This is a genomic window from Pseudomonas sp. O230 (assembly GCF_045447035.1).
GTDB lineage: Bacteria > Pseudomonadota > Gammaproteobacteria > Pseudomonadales > Pseudomonadaceae > Aquipseudomonas.
This window is the reverse complement of record NZ_JBJGXN010000003.1, coordinates 86,790-113,365: the sequence shown is the minus strand read 5'-3', so window position 1 is coordinate 113,365 and position 26,576 is coordinate 86,790. Positions and strand designations below refer to the sequence as shown.

The window sequence follows — 26,576 nt, the reverse complement described above, 5'->3', positions numbered from 1 at the left end:
ATGACGGCATTGAACGCTAACGCGCGCATCGCGGTGATCGGCGCCGGCGCCATGGGCGCAGGCATTGCCCAGGTCGCGGCGCAGGCCGGGCATCCGGTGTGGCTGCTTGACAATCGCCCCGGCGCTGCCGCCCAGGCCATTGAAGGCATTGATCGACAACTGGGCAAACGCGTCGAGAACGGCAAACTGTCCGCCGAGTCGCGCAGCGCAACGATTGGGCGCCTGCACGCCGTGGAAGCCATCGAAGCGCTGGCCGAGTGCGAGCTGATCATCGAAGCCATCGTCGAGAATCTTGAAGTCAAACGCGCCCTCTTCCGTCAGCTCGAAGGCATCTGCGGCGAGCACTGCATTCTGGCCAGCAACACCTCGTCGCTGTCGATCACCAGCATCGCCGCGCAACTGAACCATCCGCAACGCTTGCTCGGTTTGCACTTCTTCAACCCGGCGCCGGTCATGGCGCTGGTGGAAATCGTTTCGGGGCTGGCCAGCGATCCGCAGTTGGCCGAGTGCCTGTACGACACCGCCAAAGCCTGGGGCAAAAAACCCGTCCACACGCGCTCGACGCCGGGCTTTATCGTCAACCGTGTCGCTCGCCCGTTCTACGCCGAAAGCCTGCGACTGTTGCAGGAAGGCGCGGCGGATTGCCCGACGCTGGATGCGCTGATGCGTGAGGCCGGTGGTTTTGCGATGGGCGCCTTCGAGCTGACCGATCTGATCGGCCATGACGTCAACTATGCCGTGACCTGTTCGGTGTTTGATGCTTATTACGGTGACATGCGTTTCCTGCCGTCGTTGATTCAGAAGGAATTGGTCGACGCCGGGCGCCTGGGACGTAAAACCGGTCAGGGTTTCTATCGCTATGCCGAAGGCGCCGAGCGTCCGCAGCCAACCTCTATCAGCAGCGAACAAACCGTTGCAACCTGCGTTGTCGAAGGCGACCTCGGGATGGCCAACGGTTTGATCTCGCGCCTTCGTGAACACAACGTCGAGGTCATTGAGCGTGACGGCCAAGGTCTGCTGCGAGTTGGCGATGCGGTGCTGGCCTTGAGCGACGGGCGCATGGCGTGTCAACGCGGGAAAGAAGACGGCTTGCGCAATCTGATCCTGCTGGACCTCGCCTTCGACTACGGCACCGCCAGCCGAATCGCGATCAGCTACGCGGCCGACATCGAGCCATCCGCCCTGGAACAAGGCATTGCCCTGCTGCAACAGGCCGGATTCAGCGTCAGCCCACTCAGCGACAGCCCGGCGCTCGCGGTATTGCGCACCGTCGCGATGCTCGCCAACGAAGCCGCCGACGCCGTACTGCAAGGCGTGGCGTCGGCCGCCGACATCGATCTGGCGATGCGCGCCGGGGTCAATTACCCCCAAGGCCCGCTGGCCTGGGCCGACGCCATCGGCCTCGCGCACATCCTCAAGGTGCTGGAAAACCTGCAAGCAAGCTATGGCGAACAACGCTATCGACCGTCGCTGCTGTTGCGCCGCCGTGTTGCCGAAGGGAGGACGTTCCATGACTAACCACGAAGCGATGAACCTCGCCAGCGACTGCGCGCAGACACTGTTCAAGCGCGACGCCGCCAGCCAGGCCATGGGCATGCGCCTGCTCTCGGCGGCACCGGGCTGCGCCCGCGTCGGCATGAGCGTGCGCACCGACATGATTCAGGGCCACGGCACTTGCCACGGCGGTTACCTGTTCGCCCTCGCCGACTCGGCATTCGCTTTCGCCTGCAACAGCTACAACGACGCCACGGTGGCCATCGGCTGCAGCATCGACTACATCGCCCCGGCACGTCTGGGCGACACCTTGACCGCCGATTGCACCGAGCAAAGCCGCTCCGGTCGCACCGGCAACTATGACGTGCGCATTGAAAACCAACAGGGCCAGCTGATCGCGCTGTTCCATGGCAAATCCTACAAAGTGCGCGGCACTGTGCTCGCGCAGGAGAATCCGAATGAATGACGCCTTGATCATCGACGCCGTGCGGACCCCTATCGGCCGCTACGCCGGCGCCTTGAGCAGCGTGCGCGCCGACGACCTCGGCGCGGTGCCGCTGCGTGAATTATTGCGCCGCCACCCGCAGGTCAACTGGAACGCCGTGGATGACGTGATCTACGGCTGCGCCAACCAGGCTGGCGAAGACAATCGCAACGTTGCGCGCATGTCGGCGCTCCTGGCCGGCCTGCCAGTCAGCGTGCCGGGCACCACGCTCAACCGTTTGTGCGGTTCCGGGCTCGATGCCATCGGCACCGCAGCGCGGGCGATTCGCTGCGGCGAAGCCGGGCTGATGCTGGTCGGCGGCGTCGAATCGATGTCCCGCGCGCCGTTGGTCATGGGCAAGGCCGAACAGGCCTTTTCCCGTGACGCACAGCTCTACGACACCACCATCGGCTGGCGCTTCGTCAATCCGCTGATGAAAAAAACCTACGGCATCGACTCGATGCCGGAGACTGCCGAGAACGTCGCCGAACAGTTCAACATCTCCCGCGCCGACCAGGACGCCTTCGCCCTGCGCAGCCAGCAACGCGCCAGCGCGGCCCAGGCCAGTGGGCGTCTGGCCAGGGAAATCGTCGCGGTCGAAATCCCGCAGCGCAAAGGCCCGGCCAAAGTCGTCGAGCACGATGAGCATCCACGCGGTGACACCACCCTTGAGCAGTTGCAGAAGCTCGGCACGCCGTTTCGCGAAGGCGGCAGCGTCACCGCAGGCAACGCTTCCGGGGTCAATGACGGCGCCTGTGCGCTGTTGCTGGCCAGTCCGGCGGTCGCCAAACGCCACGGCCTCAAGGCACGTGGCCGGGTCGTCGCTATGGCCACGGCCGGTGTCGAGCCGCGCATCATGGGCATCGGCCCGGTGCCGGCCACGCGCAAGGTGCTGGAACTGGCGAACCTGAGCCTCGCCGACATGGACGTGATCGAACTCAACGAAGCCTTCGCCGCGCAAGGCCTGGCGGTGTTGCGTGAATTGGGTCTGAGCGACACCGATCCGCGGGTCAATCCCAATGGTGGCGCCATCGCCCTCGGTCACCCGCTGGGCATGAGCGGCGCACGGCTGGTAACCACCGCCCTGCACGAACTGGAAGAACGTCACGGCCGCTACGCCTTGTGCACCATGTGCATCGGCGTCGGCCAGGGCATCGCGCTGATCATCGAGCGCCTGCCCGACTAAAGAATCGCGATTCCCAAGGAGCCGAGAGGTATCCTTGGGGCATGCACTCAAAGCCCGGCTGCGGCCAGGCTGAAACACAAAAATAATTCGAGTGAAGTTATGAACATGCCAATTGCCAACGCCGTGCTTAATCCCGTGCTGGACCCGCTGGAAACCGCCAGCATCGACGAACTCCGCCAGCATCAGCTGGAGCGTCTGCGCTGGAGCCTCAACCACGCCTACAACAATGTGCCGCTGTACCGTCAGCGCTTCGATGCGCTGGGCGTACACCCGGATGACATCAAATGCCTGGAAGACCTGGCGAAGTTTCCGTTCACCACCAAAACCGACCTGCGCGACAACTACCCTTACGGCATGTTCGCCGTGCCAATGCAGGACGTGGTGCGCCTGCACGCGTCCAGCGGCACCACCGGCAAACCGACGGTCGTCGGCTACACGCAGAACGACATCGACACCTGGGCCAACGTGGTCGCACGCTCCATTCGTGCGGCGGGCGGTCGACGGGGTGACAAAGTGCACATTTCCTATGGCTACGGCCTGTTCACCGGCGGCCTCGGCGCGCACTACGGTGCCGAACGCCTGGGCTGCACGGTAATCCCGATGTCCGGCGGCCAGACCGAAAAACAAGTGCAACTGATCAAGGATTTCCAGCCGGACATCATCATGGTCACGCCGTCGTACATGCTCAACATCGCCGATGAAATCGAGCGCCAGGGCATCGACCCGCACAAACTGGCTTTGCGCCTGGGCATCTTCGGCGCCGAGCCGTGGACCGGCGAACTGCGCAACGCCATCGAGAACCGTTTGGGCATCACCGCACTGGACATCTACGGCCTCTCGGAAATCATGGGGCCGGGCGTCGCCATGGAATGCGCGGAAACCAAGGACGGGCCGACCATCTGGGAAGACCACTTCTACCCGGAAATCATCGACCCGGTCACCGGCGAAGTGCTGCCGGACGGGCAGATGGGCGAACTGGTGTTTACGTCGCTGAGCAAGGAAGCCTTGCCGATGATCCGCTACCGCACCCGCGACCTGACTCGCTTGCTGCCGGGCACTGCACGGCCGATGCGGCGGATCGACAAGATCACCGGGCGCAGCGATGACATGTTGATCATTCGCGGGGTCAACGTGTTTCCAACGCAGATCGAGGAGCAGGTGCTGAAAATCAAACAGCTTTCAGAGTGTTATGAGATTCATCTGTATCGCAATGGGAACCTGGACAGTGTTGATGTGCATGTCGAGTTGAAGGCCGAACACCAGCACTTGAGCGATGAGCAGCAGAAGGCTGTCTGCGGCGAATTGAGTCGGCATATCAAGACATATATCGGGATCAGTTCGCGGATTGTTTTGCAGCCCTTCCATTCGATCAAGCGCTCTGAGGGCAAGGCTTGTCACGTGATGGACAAACGCCCGAAAGCATGACTGCTGCACCCTTTAAGCCCCGCTTTTGCGGGGCTTTTTTTGGGGTGCCCGCGCACGAACTCTGTGGGAGCGAGCCAGCTCGCGAAGGCTTTATAGGCAACCCGATTCTCGCGGATGTACACGGTCCTTGTAGGAGCCGGCTTGCTGGCGAAAAGCGTCCAGACACCGCGCTCATCCAGACAACCCGCGTCATCGTTGACGCCCATCGCTGCGATGCGGCGACCCGACAAGCCAGCTCCTACAGGGTCATGTGAATCACAACGAACGAGTCAGAGATTACGCGAGAGCGCTCTGGTGACGACGCGTCTGGCAGTGGCGCGCCTGTCCAGCATGTAGATGTGGTTATCCAGCTCAGGCACCAGTCGTGCTTTGCGCCTGTCGTCGCGCTTTACCACTGTCATTAAATAGATCAACGGCAGCACGATCCCTCCCCACCACTGGCCGGACAGTAAAAAGATGAAAGGCCATGGGATCAACAGAACCGCCAAAATCCACCCGTTGCCGCGCATAGTCGGGATCAATTCCTGGTAGAGAAAATCACTCGATTCCAAGTCGAAACTGAGGGAAAGATGGTGATTGCGCAGAAGCACGGGGTACATGTCTTCCTTGTGTGAACTTCCGGCGTAGATCACGTAAACCTCATGACCTTTGCGTAAATGGAAATCTTCAAAAGCATATTCCAGACGGAGCTCATCGCCTTCCTTCGTTCTGATCCAGGCCACACGACGGCTCGGCGTGTTGCGGATCACCACTCCGTGCTCGATGTGAAAATGAATCCTGACCTTGCCGAAGGTGAAGTCCTGCATACCCACTCCTTGAAATTCTGTCACCGACGACGAGCCGTTCAGCCGGTAAGCGACGGATGCTACTAAGGCGCCATCAGCCTGTCCAGAAACCGGGCTTGCTCCACACATCAAAAGCGATACAAAAATACATACGACACGATGTTTTATGTTTGATATTAATTTCTGTATCGCTTATAAAGTTCTCCATGCCCTAGCATCAGATTCAAGGCGGGAGACCCCACATGTACGCACAGCTCGTAGAAACCGGCGTAAAGCGCATCAAAGACCTTTCGGAGATGTCCGAACAGGAACGCGCCTTCCAGGAAAAAATCGATTCAGAAATCAAGATCGAAGCCAAAAACTGGATGCCTGACGCCTATCGCCAAACCCTGATCCGGCAAATCTCCCAGCACGCCCACTCGGAAATCGTCGGCATGCTGCCCGAAGGCAACTGGGTCACCCGCGCGCCATCGCTCAAACGCAAACTGCAACTGATGGCCAAGATTCAGGACGAAGCCGGCCACGGTTTGTACCTGTACAGCGCGATGGAAACCCTCGGTGCCGACCGCGATGAAGAAATCGCCAAGCTGCACAGCGGCAAAGCCAAGTATTCGAGCATCTTCAATTACCCGACGCTGAACTGGGCCGACATGGGCGCGGTGGGCTGGTTGGTGGACGGTGCGGCAATCGTCAATCAGGTGGTCCTGCAGCGCACCTCTTATGGCCCCTACTCCCGGGCCATGGTGCGCATCTGCAAGGAAGAAAGTTTCCACCAGCGCCAGGGCTACGAAATCCTTTTGACCATGATGCGCCACGGCACTCAGGCGCAAAAAGACATGGTCCAGGACGCGATCAACCGCCTGTGGTGGCCGTCGCTGATGATGTTCGGCCCAAGCGACGAACACTCGCCAAACAGCGCGCAATCCATGGCCTGGAAAATCAAGCGCCAGAGCAACGACGAACTGCGCCAGCGCTTCATCGACCAGACCATCCCGCAACTCGAATTGCTCGGCTGCACCTGCCCCGACCCGGACCTGAAGTGGAACGCCGAACGCGGTCACTACGACTTCGGCGAAATCCAGTGGAGCGAATTCTACGAAGTGCTCAAGGGCAACGGCCCGTGCAACCAGGAACGCGTCGCCACCCGTCGCAAAGCCATTGAAGACGGTGCCTGGGTTCGCGAAGCCGCGGTCGCCCACGCACGCAAAAAACAGAACAAGAACGCCGCCTGATCGGCCACCTGATGTGGAGTCAATGAAATGTCTGAATGGACCCTCTTCGAAGTCTTCGTGCGCAGCAAGCACGGCCTCAACCACAAGCATGTCGGCAGCGTGCATGCCGCCGACACCACCATGGCCATCGAAAACGCGCGCGAGCTCTATACCCGTCGCAGCGAAGGCGTGAGCCTGTGGGTCGTGCCTTCGGCGCTGATCACCGCCTCCTCGCCGGATGAAAAAGACCCGCTGTTCGACCCGTCGGACGACAAGGTCTACCGCCACGCCAGCTTCTACGAGCTGCCGGCCGAAGTCGGGCACATGTGAGGTCGACCATGAACAACCAGACTGATTTGATCGAATACCTGCTGCGCCTCGGCGACAGCGCCCTGATCCAGGGTCAGCGCCTGTGCCAATGGTGCGGCAAGGCGCCGGCGCTGGAAGAAGAACTGGCGCTGATGAACGTCGGCCTCGACCTCGTCGGCCAGGCACGCAACTGGCTGGAATACGCCGCCGAACTGCTGGACGACGGTCGCGATGCCGATCACCTGGCGTTCCGCCGCGATGAGCGCGCCTATCGCAACCTGCTGCTGGTGGAACAACCCAACGGCGATTATGCGGTGACCATCCTCAAGCAATTTGTCTACGACGCCTGGCACCTGCAAGTGCTCAGCGGCCTGAGCCAGTCCAGCGACGAACGCATCGCCGGGATCGCCGCCAAAGCGGTCAAGGAAGTCACCTATCACCTGCGCCGTTCCGGCGAGTGGGTCGAGCGTCTGGGTGACGGCACCGAGGAAAGCCACAAACGCATGCTCGCGGCGATCCCTGAGGTCTGGCGCTTCACCGTTGAACTGACCAGTGCCGATGACAGCGAACAGCGTTTGCACGCAGCCGGGATCACCCCGAACGCCGCGCAGGTCGCTGCGGCCTGGCAAGCCAAGGTCAACGCGATTTTCGCCAGCGCCACCCTGCCCGTGCCTGCCGCGCCGAGCTATTTCTACCTGAATGCGCGCAAGGGGCTGCACACCGAACACCTCGGCATTCTGTTGGCCGAGATGCAATTCCTGCCACGAGCGTACCCCGATGCGACCTGGTGAGCTGATCGCCAGCGACCTCGGCGCCCGGCCGGCCCAACCGACTGACCTGGCCGCCGCGTGGGCGACCCTGGCGCAGGTCATGGACCCGGAAGTGCCGGTGGTCAGCGTGGTTGACCTGGGCATCGTGCGCGATCTCGACTGGCAGGCCGGGCATCTGCACGTGGTGGTCACGCCGACCTACTCCGGCTGCCCCGCCACCGAAGTGATCGAAAGCGATATTCGCGACGCGCTGGAGCTCGCTGGCTTCAGGGCACCGCAACTGGAACGCAAATTGACCCCGGCGTGGACCACCGACTGGATCACCGACAGCGGCCGCGAACGCCTGCGCGCTTATGGCATCGCACCGCCAGACGGCAGCACCAGCAAGCGCAGCCTGCTCGGCGAAAGCCCGGTGATCCTCTGCCCGCAATGCGGCAGCGCGCACACCGAAGTGCTCAGCGAGTTCGGTTCCACCGCGTGCAAGGCGTTGTACCGCTGCGTCGAGTGCCGCGAGCCGTTCGACTATTTCAAGTGCATCTGAGCGGCGATCGGCCGTCCCAGCTGGAGAACAATAATGAGCAAATTTCACAGCCTGACCATCAAGGACGTGCGCGCCGAGACCCGTGACGCGGTGTCCATCGCCTTCGAGATTCCGCAGCACCTGCAAGACAGTTTTCACTTCACCCAGGGCCAGCACCTGGTGATGCGCACGCAGATGGACGGTGAAGAAGTGCGTCGTTCGTATTCGATCTGCACCGGCGTCAATGACGGTGAACTGCGCGTCGCGATCAAGCGTGTGGCCGGTGGGCGGTTTTCCGCATTCGCCAATGAGCAGTTGAAGGTTGGGCACAACCTGGAAGTGATGCCGCCAGCCGGGCACTTTCATGTCGAGCTCGATCCGGCTCGTCACGGTCAATACCTGGCGGTTGCAGCAGGCAGCGGCATCACGCCGATCCTGTCGATCATCAAGACCACCCTGCAAACCGAACCGCACAGCCGCGTCACGCTGCTGTATGGCAACCGCTCAAGTTCCGGCGCGCTGTTTCGCGAACAGCTGGAAGACCTGAAAAACCGCTACTTGCAGCGCTTGAACCTGATCTTCGTGTTCAGCCGCGAGCAGCAGGATGTCGACCTGTACAACGGCCGGATCAACGCCGAGAAATGCGAGCAACTGTTCTCCCGCTGGCTGGACGTCAAAGCCCTCGACGCGGCGTTCATCTGTGGCCCGCAGGAGATGACCGAAACCGTGCGCGACAGCTTGAAAGCCAAAGGCATGGCGCCTGAGCGAATCCACTTCGAACTGTTCGCCGCCGCCGGCAGCCAGCAAAAACGCGAGGCCCGTGAAGCAGCCCGGCAAGTGGATGCCGCCGTCAGCCAGATCACCGTGATCAGCGATGGTCGTGCCCTGGCCTTCGACCTGCCGCGCAACAGCCAGAGCATCCTCGACGCCGGCAACGCCCAGGGTGCCGAGCTGCCCTATTCGTGCAAGGCCGGCGTGTGCTCGACCTGCAAATGCAAGGTCATCGAAGGCGAAGTGGAAATGGACAGCAACCACGCCCTGGAAGATTACGAAGTGGCTGCCGGTTATGTCCTGTCGTGCCAGGCATTCCCGATCAGCGACAAGGTTGTGCTGGATTTCGACCAGCTCTAAGACACAACGCAAAACCCCTGTGGGAGCGAGCCTGCTCGCGATGAAGGCAGCCCATCCAACATCAATCGCGGCTGGCCCACCGCTATCGCGAGCAGGCTCGCTCCCACAGGGGCCAGTAATCGACCGGGATACACCGTTTCACCCCACAACAAAAACAACAAACAGAGAGCGCGCCATGACACCCACAGACGTAGAACTCATCCGCCAGCACCCGGATTTCATCGAGCTGGTTCGCCGCAAACAGAACCTGTACTGGTCGCTGTCGCTGATCATGCTGGTGATCTATTTCGGCTTCGTGTTGCTGGTGGCGTTCTCCCCCGCCACCCTCGGCCAGTCCTTGAGCGGCGGCGTGACCTCGGTGGGCATGCTGGTCGGCGTGGTAATCGTGGTGCTGGCCTTCGCACTGACCGGTTTTTACGTCTATCGCGCCAATAACGTCATCGACCCTCTCAACGACAAACTGAAACAGGAGTGCGCCCGATGAGCCGCCTTCTCGCGTTGTTCCTGCTGCCTCTGGCCTTCGTCGCTGACTTTGCGGCAGCGGCCGACGGCGCGTCCCGCCCATTGAACTGGAACGCCATCGGCATGTTCCTGGTGTTCGTGCTGTTCACCCTCGGCGTCACGCGTTGGGCCGCGTTGCGCACCCGTTCCGCCAGCGACTTCTACACTGCGGGCGGTGGCATGACCGGTTTCCAGAACGGCCTGGCAATTGCCGGTGACATGATCTCCGCAGCGTCCTTCCTCGGCATCTCGGCGATGATGTTCCTCAATGGCTACGATGGCTTGCTCTACGCGCTGGGCGTGTTGGCGGGCTGGCCGATCATTTTGTTCCTGATCGCCGAACGCCTGCGCAACCTCGGCAAATACACCTTCGCCGATGTGGTCTCCTATCGCCTCGAACAAACCCCGGTGCGCCTGACCTCGGCGTTCGGCACGTTGACCGTCGCGCTGATGTACCTGGTGGCGCAGATGGTCGGCGCCGGCAAACTGATCGAGTTGCTGTTCGGCATCGACTACCTCTACGCGGTGATGCTGGTCGGCGTGTTGATGGTGTTCTACGTGACCTTCGGCGGCATGCTCGCCACCACCTGGGTGCAGATCATCAAAGCGGTAATGCTGCTGTTCGGCACCACGTTCATGGCGTTCATGGTGCTCAAGCATTTCGGTTTCAGCACCGAAGCGATGTTCGCCGGCGCCACCGCCGTGCACGCCAAAGGCAACGCGATCATGGCACCCGGTGGTTTGCTGTCGAACCCGATCGATGCAATCTCGCTGGGGCTGGGCATGATGTTCGGCACGGCCGGCCTGCCGCATATCCTGATGCGTTTCTTCACCGTCAGCGATGCCAAGGAAGCGCGTAAAAGCGTGTTCTACGCCACTGGTTTCATCGGCTACTTCTACCTGCTGCTGATCATTGTCGGCTTCGGCGCCATCGTGATGGTCGGCACCGATCCTGCGTTCCGCGATGCCAACGGCGCGATCATCGGCGGCGGCAACATGATCGCCGTGCACCTGGCGCAAGCCGTGGGCGGCAACCTGTTCCTGGGCTTCATCTCGGCGGTCGCCTTCGCCACCATTCTGGCGGTGGTCGCCGGTTTGGCGTTGTCCGGCGCCTCGGCGGTGTCCCACGATCTGTATGCCTGCGTGATGCGCAAGGGTCAGGCCAGCGAGCAGCAGGAAATCCGCGTGTCGCGCATTGCCACGCTGTGCATCGGCGTACTGGCGATCATTCTCGGCCTGCTGTTCGAATCACAGAACATCGCGTTCCTTTCCGGTCTGGTGCTGGCCATCGCCGCGTCGGTGAATTTCCCGGTGCTGTTCCTTTCGATGTACTGGAAGGGCCTGACCACTCGCGGTGCAGTCACCGGCAGCCTGGCGGGTCTGTTCTCGGCGATTGTCCTGCTGGTGCTGAGCCCGGCGGTGTGGGTCAACGTGCTGCATCACGACAAAGCGCTGTTCCCCTATTCCAACCCGGCGCTGTTTTCCATGAGCCTCGCGTTTTTCAGTGCCTGGCTGTTTTCGGTCACCGACACCTCGCCGCGAGCGGCCCTTGAGCGCGGCCATTACCTGGCGCAGTTCATCCGTTCGATGACGGGCATCGGTGCCTCCGGCGCCAGCAAGCACTAATCACGACCGACTGATGGCAGGGAATAAAAACAATGAAGCCCGCACGTTCTGCACCTTACGAATCACTGTTTTCGCTGGCCGCCGCATTGAGCCTGCCCATGGTCGCCCCCAGCGCCATGGCCGACTTCATCGACGACAGCAAGGCGCGCATTGAAATGCGCAACCACTACATCAATCGCGATTTCCGTCAGGACAACGCGGCGCAATCCAAGGCTGAAGAATGGGCGCAGGGCTTCACCGCGCGCATCGAGTCAGGGTTCACCGATGGCACTTTCGGCTTCGGTCTCGACGCGCTGGGGGAACTGGGACTGAAACTCGACTCCAGCCCGGATCGCCGTGGCACCGGGCTGTTGCCCTTCGGCCGGAACAGCCATGAGCCGGCGGACGAGTTCAGCGAGCTGGGGCTGACCGGCAAGCTGCGGGTGTCGAAAAGCGTGTTGAAGCTCGGCACCCTGCAACCCTTGCTGCCGGTGGCGACCTACAACGACACCCGCCTGCTGGGCTCGACCTTCGAGGGCGGCATGCTGACCAGCCAGGAAATCAGCGGCCTGACAGTCAATACCGGGCGCCTGACCAAGGCCAATCTGCGGGATTCATCCAGCAACGATGACATCGGTTACGGCGCCGCCAGCAGCGCTCACTTCGACTTTGCCGGCGGTAGCTACGCGTTCAGTCCGCAACTGAACCTGAGCTACTACTACGGCAAGCTCGAGCAGATTTATCGCCAGCAGTTCGTCGGGCTGGTGCATACCCAGCCGCTGGGCAACGGTTTTAATCTGCGCAGCGATGTGCGCTATTTCGACAGCCGGGGCGACGGCGCCGAGCGCGCCGGGCGTATCGACAACCGCAACTTCAACAGCATGTTCACCGTGTCCCACGGGGCCCACAAAGTCAGTGCCACGTACCAGCAATTGTCCGGCGACAGTGCCTTTCCGTTTCTCAACGGCGGCGATCCGTACGTGGTCAACCTGGTGACCTACAACACCTACACCCGCGCCGACGAGGACTCCTGGCAGCTGCGTTATGACTATGACTTCGCGGCGCAAGGCATCCCCGGCCTGACCTTCATGACCCGCTACACCGACGGCCGCCACGTCAAGGCCGGCACCGTCGACAACGGCCGTGAATGGGAGCGCGACACCGACATCGCTTATGTCATCCAGAGCGGCCCGTTCAAGGACGTCAGCCTGCGCTGGCGCAACGTGACCTTCCGTTCCGGCAATGGCTTGAGCACCGCCCTCGATGAAAACCGGCTGATCGTCGGTTACACCGTGGCGCTTTGGTAATTCCTGAAAGGCGCGGTCGCGGCCGCGCCAACACCTTTCATAACCTGGAGGAATCGTGATGCCTCACGCCCCTACCCTGCAAAGTTTCATCGCCGGTCGCTGGATCGGCCAACACGGTGCCCAGGTGCTGCGCAGCGCCATCGACGGCCACGAGATTGCGCGCACCCACGAGGAGCGTCCGGACTTTGCCGAAGCCATCGAGCACGGTCGTCGTCAGGGCATCAGCGGGTTGATGGCGCTGGATTTCCAGCAACGCGCCCAGCGTCTCAAGGCATTGGCCTTGTACCTGAGCGAACGCAAGGAACAGCTCTACGCGATCTCCCACCACAGCGGCGCCACCCGTGCCGACAGCTGGATCGATATCGAGGGCGGCAACAGCACGCTGTTCACCTACGCCAGCCTCGGCTCGCGGGAACTGCCATCGGGCAACATCGTCCATGAAGGCCCGGCGATGCAGCTGAGCAAACTGGGGACCTTCGCCGGCACGCACATTCTGGTGCCGCGCGGCGGCCTCGCGGTGCACATCAACGCGTTCAACTTCCCGATCTGGGGCATGTTGGAAAAGTTCGCGCCGAGCTTTCTCGCCGGCATGCCGTGCATCGTCAAGCCGGCCAGCGCCACCAGTTACTTGACCGAAGCCGTGGTGCGGTTGATGGACGAATCCGGTTTGCTGCCGGCGGGCAGTCTGCAATTGATCATCGGCAGCACCGGTGATCTGCTCGACCGCCTGCAAGGCCAGGACGTGTTGACCTTTACTGGTTCGGCCGACACCGCCGCCAAGCTGCGGGTCAATCCGAACCTGATCCGCAACTCGGTGCCATTCAACGCCGAAGCCGACTCGCTGAACTGCGCGATCCTCGCCCCGGACGTCACCCCGGACGATGAAGAATTCGAACTGTTCATCAAGGAAGTCGCCCGGGAAATGACCACCAAGGCCGGGCAGAAATGCACCGCCATCCGCCGCGCCATCGTCCCGGCCAAACACATCGACGCGGTCGCCAGCCGTCTGCGCGATCGACTGAAAAAAGTCGTGGTCGGCGACCCGTCGGTGGAAGGCGTGCGCATGGGCGCACTGGCCTCTCACGATCAGCAAAAAGACGTCGCCGAACGCCTGGAAAGTCTGCTGCAAAGCAGCGATATGCTGTTCGGTGCCCGCGACGGTTTCGAACCGCGTGGCGAAAACGTCAGTCAGGGTGCGTTCTTCGCGCCGACCCTGTTGCAGGCCCGCGATCCGCACGCCGAAGGCGGCGCTCACGACATCGAAGCGTTCGGCCCGGTCAGCACGCTGATGGCTTACGACGATCTGGACGAAGCACTGGTTTTGGCCGCTCGCGGTAAAGGCAGTCTGGTGGCCAGTTTGATCACCAAAGATCCGCAGATCGCGGCCAAGGCGATTCCGGTTGCCGCTGCCTGGCACGGTCGCTTGCTGGTACTGGACCGCGAATCCGCCGCCGAATCCACCGGCCACGGTTCGCCGCTGCCGCAACTCAAACACGGTGGGCCGGGTCGTGCCGGCGGCGGTGAAGAGCTCGGTGGTCTGCGCGCGGTGAAGCACTATTTGCAACGCGCCGCGGTGCAAGGCTCACCGACCATGCTCGCTGCGGTCACTGGCGAATACGTGCGCGGTGCCAAGGTCATCGAAACCGAAGTGCATCCGTTCCGCCGGTTCTTCCAGGACTTGCAGATTGGCGAATCGCTGCTGACCCACCGTCGCACGGTGACCGAGGCCGATCTGGTGAATTTCGGTTGCCTGTCCGGCGATCACTTTTACATGCACTTCGACGACATCGCCGCCAAGGAATCGCAGTTCGGCAAACGCATCGCCCACGGTTATTTCGTGCTGTCGGCAGCGGCCGGTCTGTTCGTCTCCCCGGCGCCAGGCCCGGTGCTGGCCAACTACGGCCTGGATACGTTGCGCTTCATCAACCCGGTGGGCATCGGCGACACCATCCAGGCGCGCCTGACCTGCAAACGCAAAATCGATCAGGGCAAAAAGAGCCCGCAGGGCATTCCGCAGGGCGTGGTGGCGTGGGACGTGGAAGTCACCAATCAGCTGGGTGAACTGGTCGCCAGTTACGACATCCTCACCCTGGTTGTTAAGCGCGAGGATTGACGCAACCCTGTAGCGGGCTTGCCGGCGATGACGGCCTGAGGATCGATGCAAATCCAAAGGCCGCATCGCCGGCAAGCCGGCTCCTACAGCGGTTTTCAGTGAACTCCAGTTTCACGTTGTGCATCGATCAATGCCCGAACGGCTTTTGGTGTGTGCCAACAGCATCGCCAACCCACCGCACACCATCAGGGTTTCACCCAACGCCTGTACCCACGCCACCAGCATCAGCCCGCCACCGATCAACAGGTAATACAACAAACCGAACAGCGCGCCTGCGGTGCCCAGTCGGTCCCCATAACGGGACAGTGCCGAAACTAGAATGTTCGGGATTGCCATGCCGAACGCCATCACCACCAGCAGCATCGGCCATACAAACACGGGGCTCTCTTCCAGCAGCCATACGCCGCTGGCCCCCACGCACACCAGCGCCGCCGCCACCTGAATCAGCTGCGAGCCTCTCACGCCTCGACGCAACAGCCGTTTGTTGAGCCAGGCGCCCAGACCGGAACCCAACGCGAGGATCACCCCGCTGTAACCGAACCACTGCGCGCTCAAGCCCAAGCGCTGGAACACGAAAGGACCGAGGCTGTAGTAGCTGAACAAGGCGCTATTGAACAACGCGACCAGCAACGTCGAGCGCCAGATGTCACGGTCGCCCAACATGCACCACAGCGTCTGGAACAGGGCGGGTGTCGCGACCTGTTGCGGTCGTGTCTCCGGCATGGCACGCAGGCACCACAACCATAGTGCCGCGGATAAAAACAACAGACAGCCCACCACACCTCGATACCCGAAACCTTCCACCAGGCTCGCCCCGGCGAACAAGCCAATCGCCGGACTGGCCGCCAGCGCAATGCCCATCAGCGAAAACACCTGCGCCAGTTCCGCGCCCTTGAAGCGGTCGCGCAGCACGGTTTGCGTCACCACCGAGCCCACCGCCGCACCGAACGCGCCCAGCGCTTGCGCCATCAACAACGCATCGAATGTGCGGACGTTCAGCGCCAGCAGCGATGCACCGGCGTAAACCCCCAGGCCAGCGAGCATCGACGGTCGACGGCCGATGCGGTCGCACATCCGACCCCACACCACCACGCCAAACGCAAAGGCCAGGAAATACACCGAGAGCATTTGCGCCGCTGCCTGCGGCCCAACCGCGAAGGCCCGGCCAATGTCCGCCAATGCCGGGCTGTAAAGGGTTTGGGCGATCTGCGCAAACATCAGCAACGCGATGGCCAACACCAATGATTTTTTGTAATTCATCACGACTTCTCACCCCAGGAAAACTGGCGAGCAGCTTATGAAACCGTGACTGACGTATTATCAAAACCCGGACAACTAATCGATGAAATCGGACAAACCATGGCTTGGCTCGATGCACGTGCGCAATTCGACCCCGACAGCTATCCCGCCAGCGTAATCGGTATCGCCGCCACCCTTGGCGATCACGACTCCGGGGTGCATCAACATCAACGGGGGCAATTGCTGTTTACCCGGCAGGGTTGCACGCGCATTACCCTCGCGCAGCAGCTGTGCCTGCTGCCGCCCTCCCGCGCCGCGTGGATTCCCCCCGGTGTGGCACATCGCGCGGTGATGCAACAGAGCGTCGACTACCGCTCGATTTACCTGACACCTTCGCTGTGCGCCGACCTGCCGCAACACGTCTGTGTGATTGAAGTCAGCCCATTGCTGCGGGCAGTGCTGGAGGCGATCGCCGAAACGGACTTCGACACCGATTGGCAGCACGGCAAATGCGTTCATTTACTGGGCCTGTGCCTCAGCGAAATCCGCGACGCCGCGCAGCAGCCAATGCTGCTGCCGTTACCTTGGGACAAGCGCCTGGCGCCGCTGCTCGCAACGCTCGATCAACTACCGCCCGAACTTCAGGTACTGGAAGCCCGGATCGGTGCCAGTGGCCGCACCATCGGGCGAATCTTCCAGCGTGAAACCGGCATGAGCTATCAGCAATGGCGCCAACAGTGGCGGTTGATGCGGGCCATCGAACTGCTCACGACCGGCAGAAACATCAGTTACACCGCCTTCGCGCTAGGTTTTGCCAGCGACAGTGCGTTTATTGCCTTCTTCAAGGACATGACCGGCAGCACCCCTGGCCACTGGCGTAAATAAGCACCTGACGATCGGCATCAGAAATCAATTGCGAGCAAATATTACATGCGTCATATTACGCACGTAATTAATAGCCGACCCGCACAGGTATCCCCTCCATGACCAGCATGCCCAGCCTTGAACCCGACGTCGCTGTTGCGGTGAGCACGCCCAAGCCTCCCCTGCTAAAGCGCCTGATTCTGCTGACGCTGGCCATCGCTGCCCTGTTATTTGCGGGCCTTTACACCGCTCACTGGTGGACCGCCGGGCGCTTCATCGAAGAAACCGACGACGCTTACATTGGCGGCGACGTGACCGTGATCGGGCCGAAGGTCGCGGGTTACATCGAAGAGGTGCTGGTGACCGACAACCAGAAAGTGAAGGCCGGCGATGTGCTGATCCGCCTCGATTCCCGTGACTACCGCGCCAACCTGGCCAAGGCCGAAGGCGCGGTGGCGGCGCAAGAAGCCTTGCTGGCCAATCTCGACGCCACCGAACAACTGCAGCACGCAGTGATCGGTCAGGCCCGCGCCGGGATCGACGCCACCGGCGCTGAAACGGCCCGTTCGCGGGATGACAATGCACGCTACAAACGCCTGGTCGGCAGCAACGCCGTCTCCGTGGAAAGTGCGCAACGGGCCGACGCGACTTTCAAGACCGCCCAGGCATTGAGTGCACGGGCCCAGGCTGAACTGCTCGCCACGCAACGCCAATTGGACGTGATCGACACCCAGAAACAGCAGGCACGCGCCGCGCTGATGCAAGCCCGGGCCGAACGAGACCTGGCGCAATTGAACGTCGGATACACCGAGTTGCGCGCGCCGATGGATGGCGTGATCGGCAATCGCCGGGCGCGGGCCGGTGCTTATGCGCAGGCCGGTTCGCAACAGTTGTCGGTGGTGCCGGCCCGCGGGCTGTGGGTCGATGCCAACTTCAAGGAAGATCAACTGGCGCACATGACACCGGGCCAACGGGTGATCATTCGCGCCGACGTGCTCTCAGGGCAGGTATTCCACGGTCATCTGGACAGCCTCGCACCGGCCAGCGGTTCGCAATTCAGCGTGTTGCCACCGGAAAATGCCACCGGCAACTTCACTAAAATCGTGCAGCGAGTGCCGGTGCGGATCGTGCTCGATCCCGCCGACGGCGTACTCGGGCATCTGCGTCCAGGTTTGTCGGTGACCGCTGAAGTCGATACGCGCAAGGCGCCTGAAACGCCTGCCTTGGCCAGCTCACCATGAGCCGCGCCCTCGCCGTCCCCGCACAGCCGTTCAACGCCGCGAACATGGCGACGGCGACCAAGGTGTTCGCCTTCGCCAGCATGTGCATCGGCATGTTCATTGCCCTGCTGGATATCCAGATCGTTTCGGCCTCGCTGCGCGATATCGGCGGCGGGCTGTCGGCAGGCACGGACGAAACGGCGTGGGTGCAGACCAGTTACCTGATCGCCGAAATCATCGTGATTCCGTTGTCCGGCTGGCTGTCCCGCGTGTTCTCGACCCGCTGGCTGTTCTGCGCGTCGGCGGTGGGTTTTACCCTGGCCAGCCTGCTCTGCGGCGCGGCCTGGAACATCCAGAGCATGATCGCCTTCCGCGCCCTGCAAGGGTTTCTTGGCGGTTCGATGATCCCGCTGGTGTTCACCACCGCGTTCTTTTTCTTCACCGGCAAACAACGGGTAATCGCCGCTGCGACCATCGGTGCGGTGGCGTCATTGGCGCCGACGTTGGGGCCGGTCATCGGTGGGTTCATCACCGATATTTCCTCTTGGCATTGGCTGTTCTATATCAACCTGGTGCCGGGAATTTTCGTTGCGGTGGCGGTGCCGATGCTGGTGAAGATCGATCAGCCGGAACTGTCGCTGCTCAAGGGCGCCGACTATTTGAGCATGCTGTTCCTCGCCCTGTTTCTCGGCTGCCTGGAATACACCCTCGAAGAAGGCCCGCGCTGGAACTGGTTCAGTGACCGCACGATTCTGACCACCGCATGGATCAGCGGCCTGGCCGGCCTGGCGTTCATTGGTCGAACCTTGCACGTGGCCAACCCGATCGTCGATTTGCGCGCCCTCAAAGACCGCAACTTCGCCCTCGGCTGCTTCTTCTCGTTCGTCACCGGCATCGGCCTGTTCGCCACGATTTACCTGACGCCGTTGTTTCTCGGCCGGGTGCGTGGCTACGGTGCGCTGGACATTGGTCTGGCGGTTTTCTCCACCGGGGTGTTCCAGATCATGGCGATTCCGCTGTACGCCTTTCTGGCCAACCGCATCGATCTGCGCTGGATCATGATGACCGGCCTCGGATTGTTCGCATTGTCGATGTGGGATTTCAGCCCGATCACCCATGACTGGGGAGGCAAGGAGTTGATGCTGCCGCAAGCACTGCGCGGGATTGCCCAGCAATTGGCGGTGCCGCCTGCGGTCACCCTGACCCTCGGCGGTCTGGCGCCAGCGCGCCTCAAACATGCTTCCGGACTGTTCAATCTGATGCGCAACCTTGGCGGCGCCATTGGCATCGCGGCTTGCGCGACCATCCTCAATGACCGGACCAACCTGCACTTCACCCGGTTGGCGGAAAACCTCAACAGCACCAACGAAGCGCTGAATCAGTGGCTGTCCCAGGTCGGCAACAACTTTGCCACGCTCGGCCAAAGCGGTGACGTGGGTGTCACCGCCAGCCTGCACCAGTTATGGCTGCTGACCTACCGCGAAGCGCAAACGCAAACCTACGGCGACGCGTTTCTGATGATCATGGTCTGCTTCATCATCGCCACGGCGATGGTGCCCTTGATGCGCAAGGTGCAACCACCGGCCGCGCCGAGTGCGGATGGTCATTAAGCCGTGTGGGTTACATCTGTCAGGAACGCTTTATCAGGACTCGTCTGCCATCGCAGGCCAGTAGCTGGACAGACTGAGAACATCCGACCCGCTAACATGAACATGCTGGACCTTTGCCGTCGGAGTCACCTCCTGATTATGATCATTTACAATTCGGCTGCGTCCGGGCTCCCTATGCATAACCGTCAACTTACTTCCGGGCACAAAAGGTAACTCCACGTCGAAGGCTTCGGCCGGCACGTCTCCGCGTAGTTCATGAAAATGAATGATTTCTCCCTCAGGCGATTTCAACAGGATCGATATATACACAGAATTGAAATACGCATGAGGGCGAACAGCATGTACAACCAGACGAACTTTCCCCGCCCAGGCATTCATTTCCATGTCAGCTACACTCTGCGTACCAAGGCCCCCAAGGCGCCATGTAAAGCGAGTACCGTAAATTATTTGATTGACCGGCGCAGGGTTGAATTCAAGCGTGCGATAGCGCTCCAGCAGCTGACTTTTAATCGGCTCCGCAAATGTGTTGAACGCTCGACGGAAGTTCTGTTTAAGCGGATGCCCATCGTGCAGAGCAAGATGGGGAAGCCGTTCAAAAATCGCCGAATTCTTATCAATTTCAAGCCTTAAGTTTTCGCTCGCATCGGTACCATAATTGATATTCACCAGCCCTTGATCAGTTATCTTCAATGCATTGTCTTCAATGTTTTCAATCACCGCCGACGCCGAACTATTAGACACGGATATACGACTGGATTCCTTATGAAATAATTCGACAACAAACCCCGCTGCAATCGGAACTTCCTCAGAGAACAATTCGGTGTGCTCGCCCTGCATCTCACGAGAAAAAACCACATTCCCCTGCTCATCCTTTACTATGACTCGGGCATACACATTTTCCTTGAAATAGACGTGTGGACTTGGGTAAACAACATCCATCAAAAGGCATCCAGTCGAAACATTTATGACAATATTACAAAAAACGCCAGCCAAGCCTCCCAAAGATATAGTTTGATCCGCCAAACCACTTGCATAAAATTTTGTGTAGACACAGTTAAATTCACCAGCCGTTTGTGTTACCGCCACATAAGCGCTAACGGACTGATATTCGCCTTCTTCAACAGACGGCAATTGCAAGACATAAAGCCCCACCGGCAACTTTTCTACGAAAACTGTTGCGTTCTCTATTTTTACAACCCTCGCCGCCCCCTGCCCATCCCTCAATAAAAACGACTTACCACTCAGTTTATTATAAACATCAGGATCAAAAACAAATGACATGTCAGCTGTCAACCCGGTAACGCTGAGCTGCTTACAGCTGACCAGGTCCAGAGGACTTCTCAGCCCCAGCTGCGCCTGGACAGGTTTGAGCTGATGTTGCTGAACAAGTCGATAAAGAGGGTAAAAGGGTATGGCGTTACTATATGTATTCTCAATCATCTGTCGCGGAGTCAGTGACACTTTTGCAAATGACATGAACTCGGAAATATTGACATTGGCCACATCGATGGCGACCGCACTCAATAAATCCATCGCAGGGTAATTCTCTGCGTTAAACCCAACGGCGTTACTCAAACGACGATAGCGCTGGTAAAACCCGATAATACCTTGCTCGCCAGTACGATCGAATATCAACAACAAGAAAAATAAAATCGCACTCAAATCCCCGCCAACCGTACCCGAATCAAAGTGATCCCTGAGTAACCCGTAAAGACGTTCCTCACCGCTGGCGTATAACCATCCAACTTTATAGTAATCCTCCCCCAACACCTTTTTCTGATAGTGTGCAGCCAGAACATTATTCCATACTTCCCGGAGATAGACGGTACTATAATTCGCGAACATCCCCTCGTACCCATGACCTATTTCATGAATACTCCCCCAATTGGATCCCTTGATATTCAGCCAAAAATTTGCAACGGAATCCGAGGACTCAGCAGTCCATGCGTGTCCATAATAGGCCGCACCACGCCCTGACTTATCGGCCTTCATAAAAAAACGATTAGGTATGTTTTTGTCGGTAAGCGCGACCGGATTGAATGAGAGACCCGCCAGGTAATTGAAGTACTCGAAAATACCGTCATAGTAATCGACCAGACTTTTCAACCCGGTTGCCTGATGCAATGCTTTCAAGGTGTTTTTATCTTTAGCAGGAATCAGAATCTTCGCATAAGCAGACTCAACCACTGCGTATTCGGCGTCTCGGGAATCCCAATCCTGAAAAAAAAGATCTGCGTCATACGCCACATTGTAAAAAGGAAGGCACGTTAAATCACCGAGCACCTCCACTTCAATATTGACGATTTCACCTGCTTTTTCGGTATAGGGAGTAGAAAAAAACGGGACAGATACGTGACTTACATAAACTTCTGCCCACTCGGTAGTTACCTCGTGATGAGCTTCAGTTTTCGAGTCATCGTTCAATAAATTTAATGTTACGCCACTGGTTGACGCCGGGAATGTTTGCCGAAATCGCATCTTCACCCCTGCCAGAACGATTGTCATCAAGGGGGTTCGATCGTGATAGATACCTTTACTTAAACCTGAGCCAAGCAACCAGTCAGGTCTTTCAAGGCTGCAAATCTCATAGAGACGAGATTTGAAATCTGCGTTGGTCATGATCATTCCTTCGACAGAGCGGTAATGGACGTCGAAGGAATACTAAAGCTGTCAGACAAGCCTAAGTAACTGTCACAAGTAACAGCTGACTAGAGCTTTTCCACATAAGCCGGCCAACTAATTAACCAGAAAAGCAAATTGTAGCGACACCCTGACCACGGCAAGTGGGACCTTGATGCGCAAGGAATAACCACCGGCCGCGGCATATTCAGCTAAAACATCAGGCTTGAGGCGTCTTGCGGAAACCGACAGCCAGGCGATTCCAGCTATTGATGGTGGAAATCGCCACGGTCAGGTCGACCATTTCCTTGGGGCTGAACTGCGCAGCGACCACTTCGTAGTCTTCGTCCGGGGCGTGGGTCAGGCTCAGTTGGGTCAGGGATTCGGTCCAGAGCAACGCCGCGCGCTCGCGGTCGGAGAAGAACGGCGCCTCGCGCCATGCCGTCACGGCGAACAGGCGACGCGGGGTTTCACCGCCCTTGATCGCATCGGCGGTGTGCATGTCGATGCAGAAGGCGCAGCCGTTGATTTGCGAGGCGCGCAGCTTGACCAGTTCGATCAGGGTCTTTTCCAGCGGCAGCTTTGAAACCGCGGTTTCCAGGGCGATCATGGCTTTGAGCGCATCAGGGGACGCGGTGTAGAAATCGGTACGAGGTTTCATTGCAGGCTCCAGGAGCAAGTGGGGGTGGAGCTAAGTTAATCCCGCGCGCCATCCGCTTAAATAGCCAATATTGCCGAAGTCGAGGAGGCCACTGCCCCCCCTTGTAGGAGCCGGCTTGCTGGCGATGCGCGCAACTCGAAGCAAATTGATGAGCGAGGTGACGCTATCGCCTGCAAGCCGGCTCCTACAGAGTGCGAAAAATAGTCTGCCGGGCTGATTGCCAGCGCTCGGTCCGCAGGGTTCGGCAACTTCTCCCAAGTGCTCATGATCCGCGGTTTGCCGCTGGCCTCCGATGACATTTCCTATAACGGCCTGTACGGCGTTTTGCCCCGGCAGATCATCGCTACCGAAGCGCTGGAACGGGTCGAGTTGTTCAAAGGCCCGAATGCTTTTGTGAATGGTGTTACGCCCAGCGGCAGCGGAATTGGCGGTGGCGTCAACCTGTAACCCAAACGCGCCAACGATGTGCCGACCCGCAGCGTTACCCTCGATTACGGCGCCGATGGCCGGGTCGGCGGGCATCTCGACCTGGGTCAGCGCTTTGGCGAAGACAACCGCTTCGGTGCGCGGGTCAATCTGATGCAACGCGAAGGCTCCACCGCCGTCGACGACGATGAAGACCAGCGTTCGTCGCTGATCAGCGTCGGCCTGGACTATCGCGGCGATCGCCTGCGCGTGTCGACGGACCTGGGTTACCAGAAACAGGTGATCAACCAGGGCCGCTCGGTGGTCTACGTGGACTCGGCGTTGCAGAAAGTGCCCAAGGTGCCGGACGCCAACGCCGGTTACGCGCAGAGCTGGAGCTATTCGCAGCTGGAAGACACCTTCGGCATGGCCCGCGCCGAATATGACCTCAGCGACAGCTGGACCGCCTACATCTCCGGCGGCGCCAAACACACCCGGGAAAACGGCGTGTATTCGTCGCTGACCGTCACCGACCTCAACGGCAACGCCCGGGGCGGCATGCTCTACCCGCGCCACGACGAAGACAATCAAAGCCTGATGGCCGGCCTCAATGGTCACTTCAACAGCGGCCCGATCAGCCATCAATTGAACCTGGGCCTGGCGGGTATCCGGGGGCAGCAGCGCTCGGCATTTGAAACCATTGCCACCGCCGGGCGCTACAGCACCAACCTCTATGACGTCACCGATAAACCGCGCCCACGGGCCACTTCTTACGGCAGCGACCTTCATGATCCGCGCATCGTCGGCAAGAACACTCTGCGCAGCGCGGCGGTGTCCGACACCCTGGGGTTCATCGATGATCGCGTCTTGCTCACCCTCGGCGTACGCCGTCAGACCCTGAACGTCGATGGCTGGAACACCACCACCGGCGCGCGCACTTCTAGCTATGAAGAGTCGATCACCACGCCGGTCTACGGCCTGGTGATCAAGCCGTGGGAACACGTTTCGTTGTATGCCAACCGCATCGAAGGCCTGGCCAAGGGGCCGACTCCGCCGACCCGTGCACTCAACCGCGACGAAACCTTCGCCCCGGTGCGCAGCAAACAAATCGAAGCCGGCGTGTGCCTGGACATGGACAGCTACGGTGCGAGCCTCGGTGTGTACCGCATCGAACAGCCGTCGAGCTACACCCAGAACGGCCTCTTTCGGGTCGATGGCCAGCAGCAAAACAAAGGTGTGGAACTCAACGTCTACGGCGAACCGCTCGATGGCCTGCGCCTGCGCCTGCGCCTGCTCAGCGGCGCGACGCTGATGAAGACCGAAATCGAAGGCAGCACCAATGGCGTCAACGACGGCAACCGCGCCGTCGGCGTGCCACGCTTTCAGCTCAACGTCGGTGCTGATTGGGATGTGCCGGCGACTTTGGATGTCTGATCTGAATCTGGCGGTGAGCCTGCAGCCGCCATCGCGGGCAAGCCCGCTCCCACAGTTGATCTTCAGTGAACCGGACATTTGCGTTCGACACCGATCCATTGTGGGAGCGGGTTTGCCAGCGATCCGCGCAGCGGCCATCCAACACGGATCGCTACGCCCGACTGCGCAACCACTGCAAAAACCCTTTCTTCGCCACCACCTTCGGTGCTTCCTCGGTCAACGTCTGCGCCTTGTGCAAACGGAAATCGAGCAATGCCTTCATCGCTTCGCCGATGTCATGCCGCGCATCCAGACACGGTTTGAGGTAGTCCTTCTCGATCCGGTACAGGCTGCAAGCGGTCTTGGCACTGAAGTCCGCCGGCAGCGCGGTGTCCGACAAGATCCCGCCCTCGCCGATCACTTCGCCCGGCCCCATGCGCCCGGATTCGAACTTGACCCCGGCGCGACTCAGCGTCACCGAGACCACGCCGGATTCGATGATGAACAGATGATCGCTGACCTCCCCCGCTGGCAGGATCACCTCGCCGGGGCGGAAGGTTTGCAGGGTCATGTGTTGTGCGAAGGTTTCTTTCTCGTCCTGACGCAACGTCGAGAAAATGGCCGAGCTTTCCAGCAACGCCCGTGGCCGTGACAGGCCCGCCGGTGCATTCGATTCGACGCTGGACAACAGGCTCACGCCGGACGCCTGCAAATGCCGGAAGGCCAGATCGAACAGCAGATTGCGCACCATGCGCTTCTGGTCCATCGAGACCACGAAACCACTGATTTCGTATTCCACACCGGTGGCGCTCGAGCCTTTGAGGGCAACGCACGGCGCCGGTTTGCTCAACAGATATCGGCACCCCTCCATCGCCCGCTCCAGCGCATCGATCACCGTTTGTGGCCGTGCATGCGGGCTGAGTTGCAGGCTGATCGACACACCGAAAATGTCACTCGGCCGGCTGAAGTTGATGATCTTGGCCTTGGCCGCCAGCGAGTTGGGGATCACCGCCATGCTGCCCTGGGACGTTTGCAGGCGCGTGGCGCGCCAATCGATGTCAGTGACCCGACCTTCGGTGCCGTCGATGGAGATCCAGTCATCCAGTTGATAGGGTTTGGTGGTGTTGAGGACGATCCCCGAGAACACGTCGCTGAGGGTGCTTTGCAGCGCCAGGCCGACGATGATCGCCAACGCGCCGGACGTCGCCAGCACGCCTTTAACCGGCAGGTCGAGCACATACGCCAGGGCCGCGATGATCGCGATCAGGAATATCACCGCACCGAGCAAATCCTGGAGCAAACGCCCGGTGTGCCCGACCCGCTGCATCATCACCGCGCCGATCAACACCGTCAGGGTGCGCGCGCCGAACAGCCACCAACCAATCTGCAAACCGGTCGCCGCCAGGTGCAACGGCACGTTGTCCGCCCAAGGCGCGGGCTCCAGCGGGTTCAGGCCTTCGTTGAACAACAGGACGCTGAACAACGAGAAAATCAGCAGCCGCACCACCAGCTTCCAGTTGCTGCCATTGGCACTGATCAAGCGCCACAGCCCCAGATCGATGAGGATCAGGATCAGGGCACAGACCAGCGGATGATTGGTAAGCAGTGACAGCATCGAGCGACTCCAGCCATGTACGGATGGGCACAGTGTAGGAGCAATTGATGCCTTCAGAACAACACAAAACACTGTAGGAGAGCGGCTTG

General features: G+C 60.2%; 21 protein-coding genes and 1 pseudogene. 17 read left to right on the top strand and 5 right to left on the bottom strand.

Going from position 1 to position 26,576, the window contains the following annotated elements:
- The 4 genes from paaH (at window position 1) to paaK (ending at window position 4,589) form a co-directional block, all read left to right on the top strand.
- A complete protein-coding gene (paaH, locus tag ACI77H_RS06845) occupies window positions 1–1,518 on the top strand; it encodes a 3-hydroxyacyl-CoA dehydrogenase PaaH (RefSeq protein ID WP_407011131.1) in 1,518 nt (505 codons plus the stop codon).
- Window positions 1,511–1,960, top strand: a complete 450-nt coding sequence (paaI, locus tag ACI77H_RS06840; RefSeq protein ID WP_407011130.1) for a hydroxyphenylacetyl-CoA thioesterase PaaI — start codon at window positions 1,511–1,513, stop codon at window positions 1,958–1,960. The genes paaH and paaI overlap by 8 nt, the downstream gene beginning before the upstream one ends.
- On the top strand, window positions 1,953–3,164 hold the full coding sequence (gene pcaF, locus ACI77H_RS06835) for a 3-oxoadipyl-CoA thiolase (RefSeq protein ID WP_407011128.1): 1,212 nt from the start codon (window positions 1,953–1,955) through the stop codon (window positions 3,162–3,164). The genes paaI and pcaF overlap by 8 nt, the downstream gene beginning before the upstream one ends.
- A 99-nt stretch (window positions 3,165–3,263) precedes the next feature.
- On the top strand, window positions 3,264–4,589 hold the full coding sequence (paaK, locus tag ACI77H_RS06830; RefSeq protein ID WP_407011127.1) for a phenylacetate--CoA ligase PaaK: 1,326 nt from the start codon (window positions 3,264–3,266) through the stop codon (window positions 4,587–4,589).
- A gap of 269 nt (window positions 4,590–4,858) precedes the next feature.
- On the opposite strand, the gene ACI77H_RS06825 is transcribed toward paaK, so the two are convergent.
- A complete protein-coding gene (locus ACI77H_RS06825; RefSeq protein WP_407011126.1) occupies window positions 4,859–5,395 on the bottom strand; it encodes a hypothetical protein in 537 nt (178 codons plus the stop codon).
- Between the two features lie 221 nt (window positions 5,396–5,616).
- Here ACI77H_RS06825 and paaA point away from each other — a divergent pair, with 221 nt between their 5' ends.
- From paaA to paaZ, 9 genes are all read left to right on the top strand, one after another.
- The gene (gene paaA, locus ACI77H_RS06820; protein ID WP_150703178.1) at window positions 5,617–6,606 is read left to right on the top strand and encodes a 1,2-phenylacetyl-CoA epoxidase subunit PaaA; all 990 of its coding nucleotides are present in this window, start codon (window positions 5,617–5,619) and stop codon (window positions 6,604–6,606) included.
- Window positions 6,607–6,633: 27 nt separating this feature from the next.
- Window positions 6,634–6,915 carry a 1,2-phenylacetyl-CoA epoxidase subunit PaaB gene (paaB, locus tag ACI77H_RS06815; RefSeq protein ID WP_007943393.1) on the top strand — a complete coding sequence of 94 codons (282 nt, stop codon included), beginning with the start codon at window positions 6,634–6,636 and terminating at the stop codon, window positions 6,913–6,915.
- An 8-nt stretch (window positions 6,916–6,923) separates the two neighbouring features.
- Entirely contained in the window at window positions 6,924–7,685 is a 762-nt protein-coding gene (gene paaC / locus ACI77H_RS06810; protein WP_407011124.1) for a 1,2-phenylacetyl-CoA epoxidase subunit PaaC, read from the top strand.
- Complete coding sequence (gene paaD / locus ACI77H_RS06805; protein WP_407011122.1) at window positions 7,672–8,205, top strand: 1,2-phenylacetyl-CoA epoxidase subunit PaaD; 534 nt, start codon at window positions 7,672–7,674, stop codon at window positions 8,203–8,205. Before paaC ends, paaD begins: the two co-directional genes overlap by 14 nt.
- A gap of 33 nt (window positions 8,206–8,238) precedes the next feature.
- Window positions 8,239–9,315, top strand: coding sequence for a 1,2-phenylacetyl-CoA epoxidase subunit PaaE (gene paaE, locus ACI77H_RS06800; protein ID WP_407011121.1), 1,077 nt, complete (start codon window positions 8,239–8,241; stop codon window positions 9,313–9,315).
- Window positions 9,316–9,490: 175 nt separating this feature from the next.
- Window positions 9,491–9,799 (top strand): DUF485 domain-containing protein, encoded by a 309-nt coding sequence (locus ACI77H_RS06795; protein WP_407011120.1) that lies wholly within the window; start codon window positions 9,491–9,493, stop codon window positions 9,797–9,799.
- Window positions 9,796–11,442 carry a cation acetate symporter gene (locus tag ACI77H_RS06790; protein ID WP_407011119.1) on the top strand — a complete coding sequence of 549 codons (1,647 nt, stop codon included), beginning with the start codon at window positions 9,796–9,798 and terminating at the stop codon, window positions 11,440–11,442. Before ACI77H_RS06795 ends, ACI77H_RS06790 begins: the two co-directional genes overlap by 4 nt.
- Before the next feature lie 32 nt (window positions 11,443–11,474).
- Window positions 11,475–12,728 carry an OprD family porin gene (locus ACI77H_RS06785; RefSeq protein ID WP_407011118.1) on the top strand — a complete coding sequence of 418 codons (1,254 nt, stop codon included), beginning with the start codon at window positions 11,475–11,477 and terminating at the stop codon, window positions 12,726–12,728.
- Between the two features lie 58 nt (window positions 12,729–12,786).
- Complete coding sequence (paaZ, locus tag ACI77H_RS06780) at window positions 12,787–14,841, top strand: phenylacetic acid degradation bifunctional protein PaaZ (RefSeq protein WP_407011117.1); 2,055 nt, start codon at window positions 12,787–12,789, stop codon at window positions 14,839–14,841.
- A 111-nt stretch (window positions 14,842–14,952) separates the two neighbouring features.
- Here the strand turns inward: paaZ and ACI77H_RS06775 are convergent, their stop codons facing one another.
- The gene (locus ACI77H_RS06775) at window positions 14,953–16,101 is read right to left on the bottom strand and encodes a multidrug effflux MFS transporter (protein ID WP_407011115.1); all 1,149 of its coding nucleotides are present in this window, start codon (window positions 16,099–16,101) and stop codon (window positions 14,953–14,955) included.
- 99 nt (window positions 16,102–16,200) lie between these two features.
- Here ACI77H_RS06775 and ACI77H_RS06770 point away from each other — a divergent pair, with 99 nt between their 5' ends.
- From ACI77H_RS06770 to ACI77H_RS06760, 3 genes are all read left to right on the top strand, one after another.
- Window positions 16,201–16,965 (top strand): AraC family transcriptional regulator, encoded by a 765-nt coding sequence (locus ACI77H_RS06770; RefSeq protein ID WP_407011114.1) that lies wholly within the window; start codon window positions 16,201–16,203, stop codon window positions 16,963–16,965.
- 98 nt (window positions 16,966–17,063) lie between these two features.
- On the top strand, window positions 17,064–18,185 hold the full coding sequence (locus tag ACI77H_RS06765; RefSeq protein WP_407011113.1) for an HlyD family secretion protein: 1,122 nt from the start codon (window positions 17,064–17,066) through the stop codon (window positions 18,183–18,185).
- Window positions 18,182–19,774: a DHA2 family efflux MFS transporter permease subunit gene (locus tag ACI77H_RS06760; protein WP_407011112.1), complete on the top strand. Its 1,593-nt coding sequence runs from the start codon at window positions 18,182–18,184 to the stop codon at window positions 19,772–19,774. The genes ACI77H_RS06765 and ACI77H_RS06760 overlap by 4 nt, the downstream gene beginning before the upstream one ends.
- Window positions 19,775–19,807: 33 nt before the next feature.
- Here the strand turns inward: ACI77H_RS06760 and ACI77H_RS06755 are convergent, their stop codons facing one another.
- On the bottom strand, window positions 19,808–22,393 hold the full coding sequence (locus tag ACI77H_RS06755) for a putative mucin/carbohydrate-binding domain-containing protein (RefSeq protein WP_407011111.1): 2,586 nt from the start codon (window positions 22,391–22,393) through the stop codon (window positions 19,808–19,810).
- A gap of 220 nt (window positions 22,394–22,613) precedes the next feature.
- On the bottom strand, window positions 22,614–23,054 hold the full coding sequence (locus ACI77H_RS06750; protein ID WP_407011110.1) for a carboxymuconolactone decarboxylase family protein: 441 nt from the start codon (window positions 23,052–23,054) through the stop codon (window positions 22,614–22,616).
- A 228-nt stretch (window positions 23,055–23,282) separates the two neighbouring features.
- Here ACI77H_RS06750 and ACI77H_RS06745 point away from each other — a divergent pair.
- A pseudogene (locus ACI77H_RS06745) lies at window positions 23,283–24,875 on the top strand (TonB-dependent receptor); the annotation flags it as partial.
- A gap of 169 nt (window positions 24,876–25,044) precedes the next feature.
- On the opposite strand, the gene ACI77H_RS06740 reads toward ACI77H_RS06745, so the two are convergent.
- Window positions 25,045–26,487, bottom strand: coding sequence for a mechanosensitive ion channel domain-containing protein (locus ACI77H_RS06740; RefSeq protein ID WP_407011108.1), 1,443 nt, complete (start codon window positions 26,485–26,487; stop codon window positions 25,045–25,047).
- Window positions 26,488–26,576: the final 89 nt, after the last annotated feature.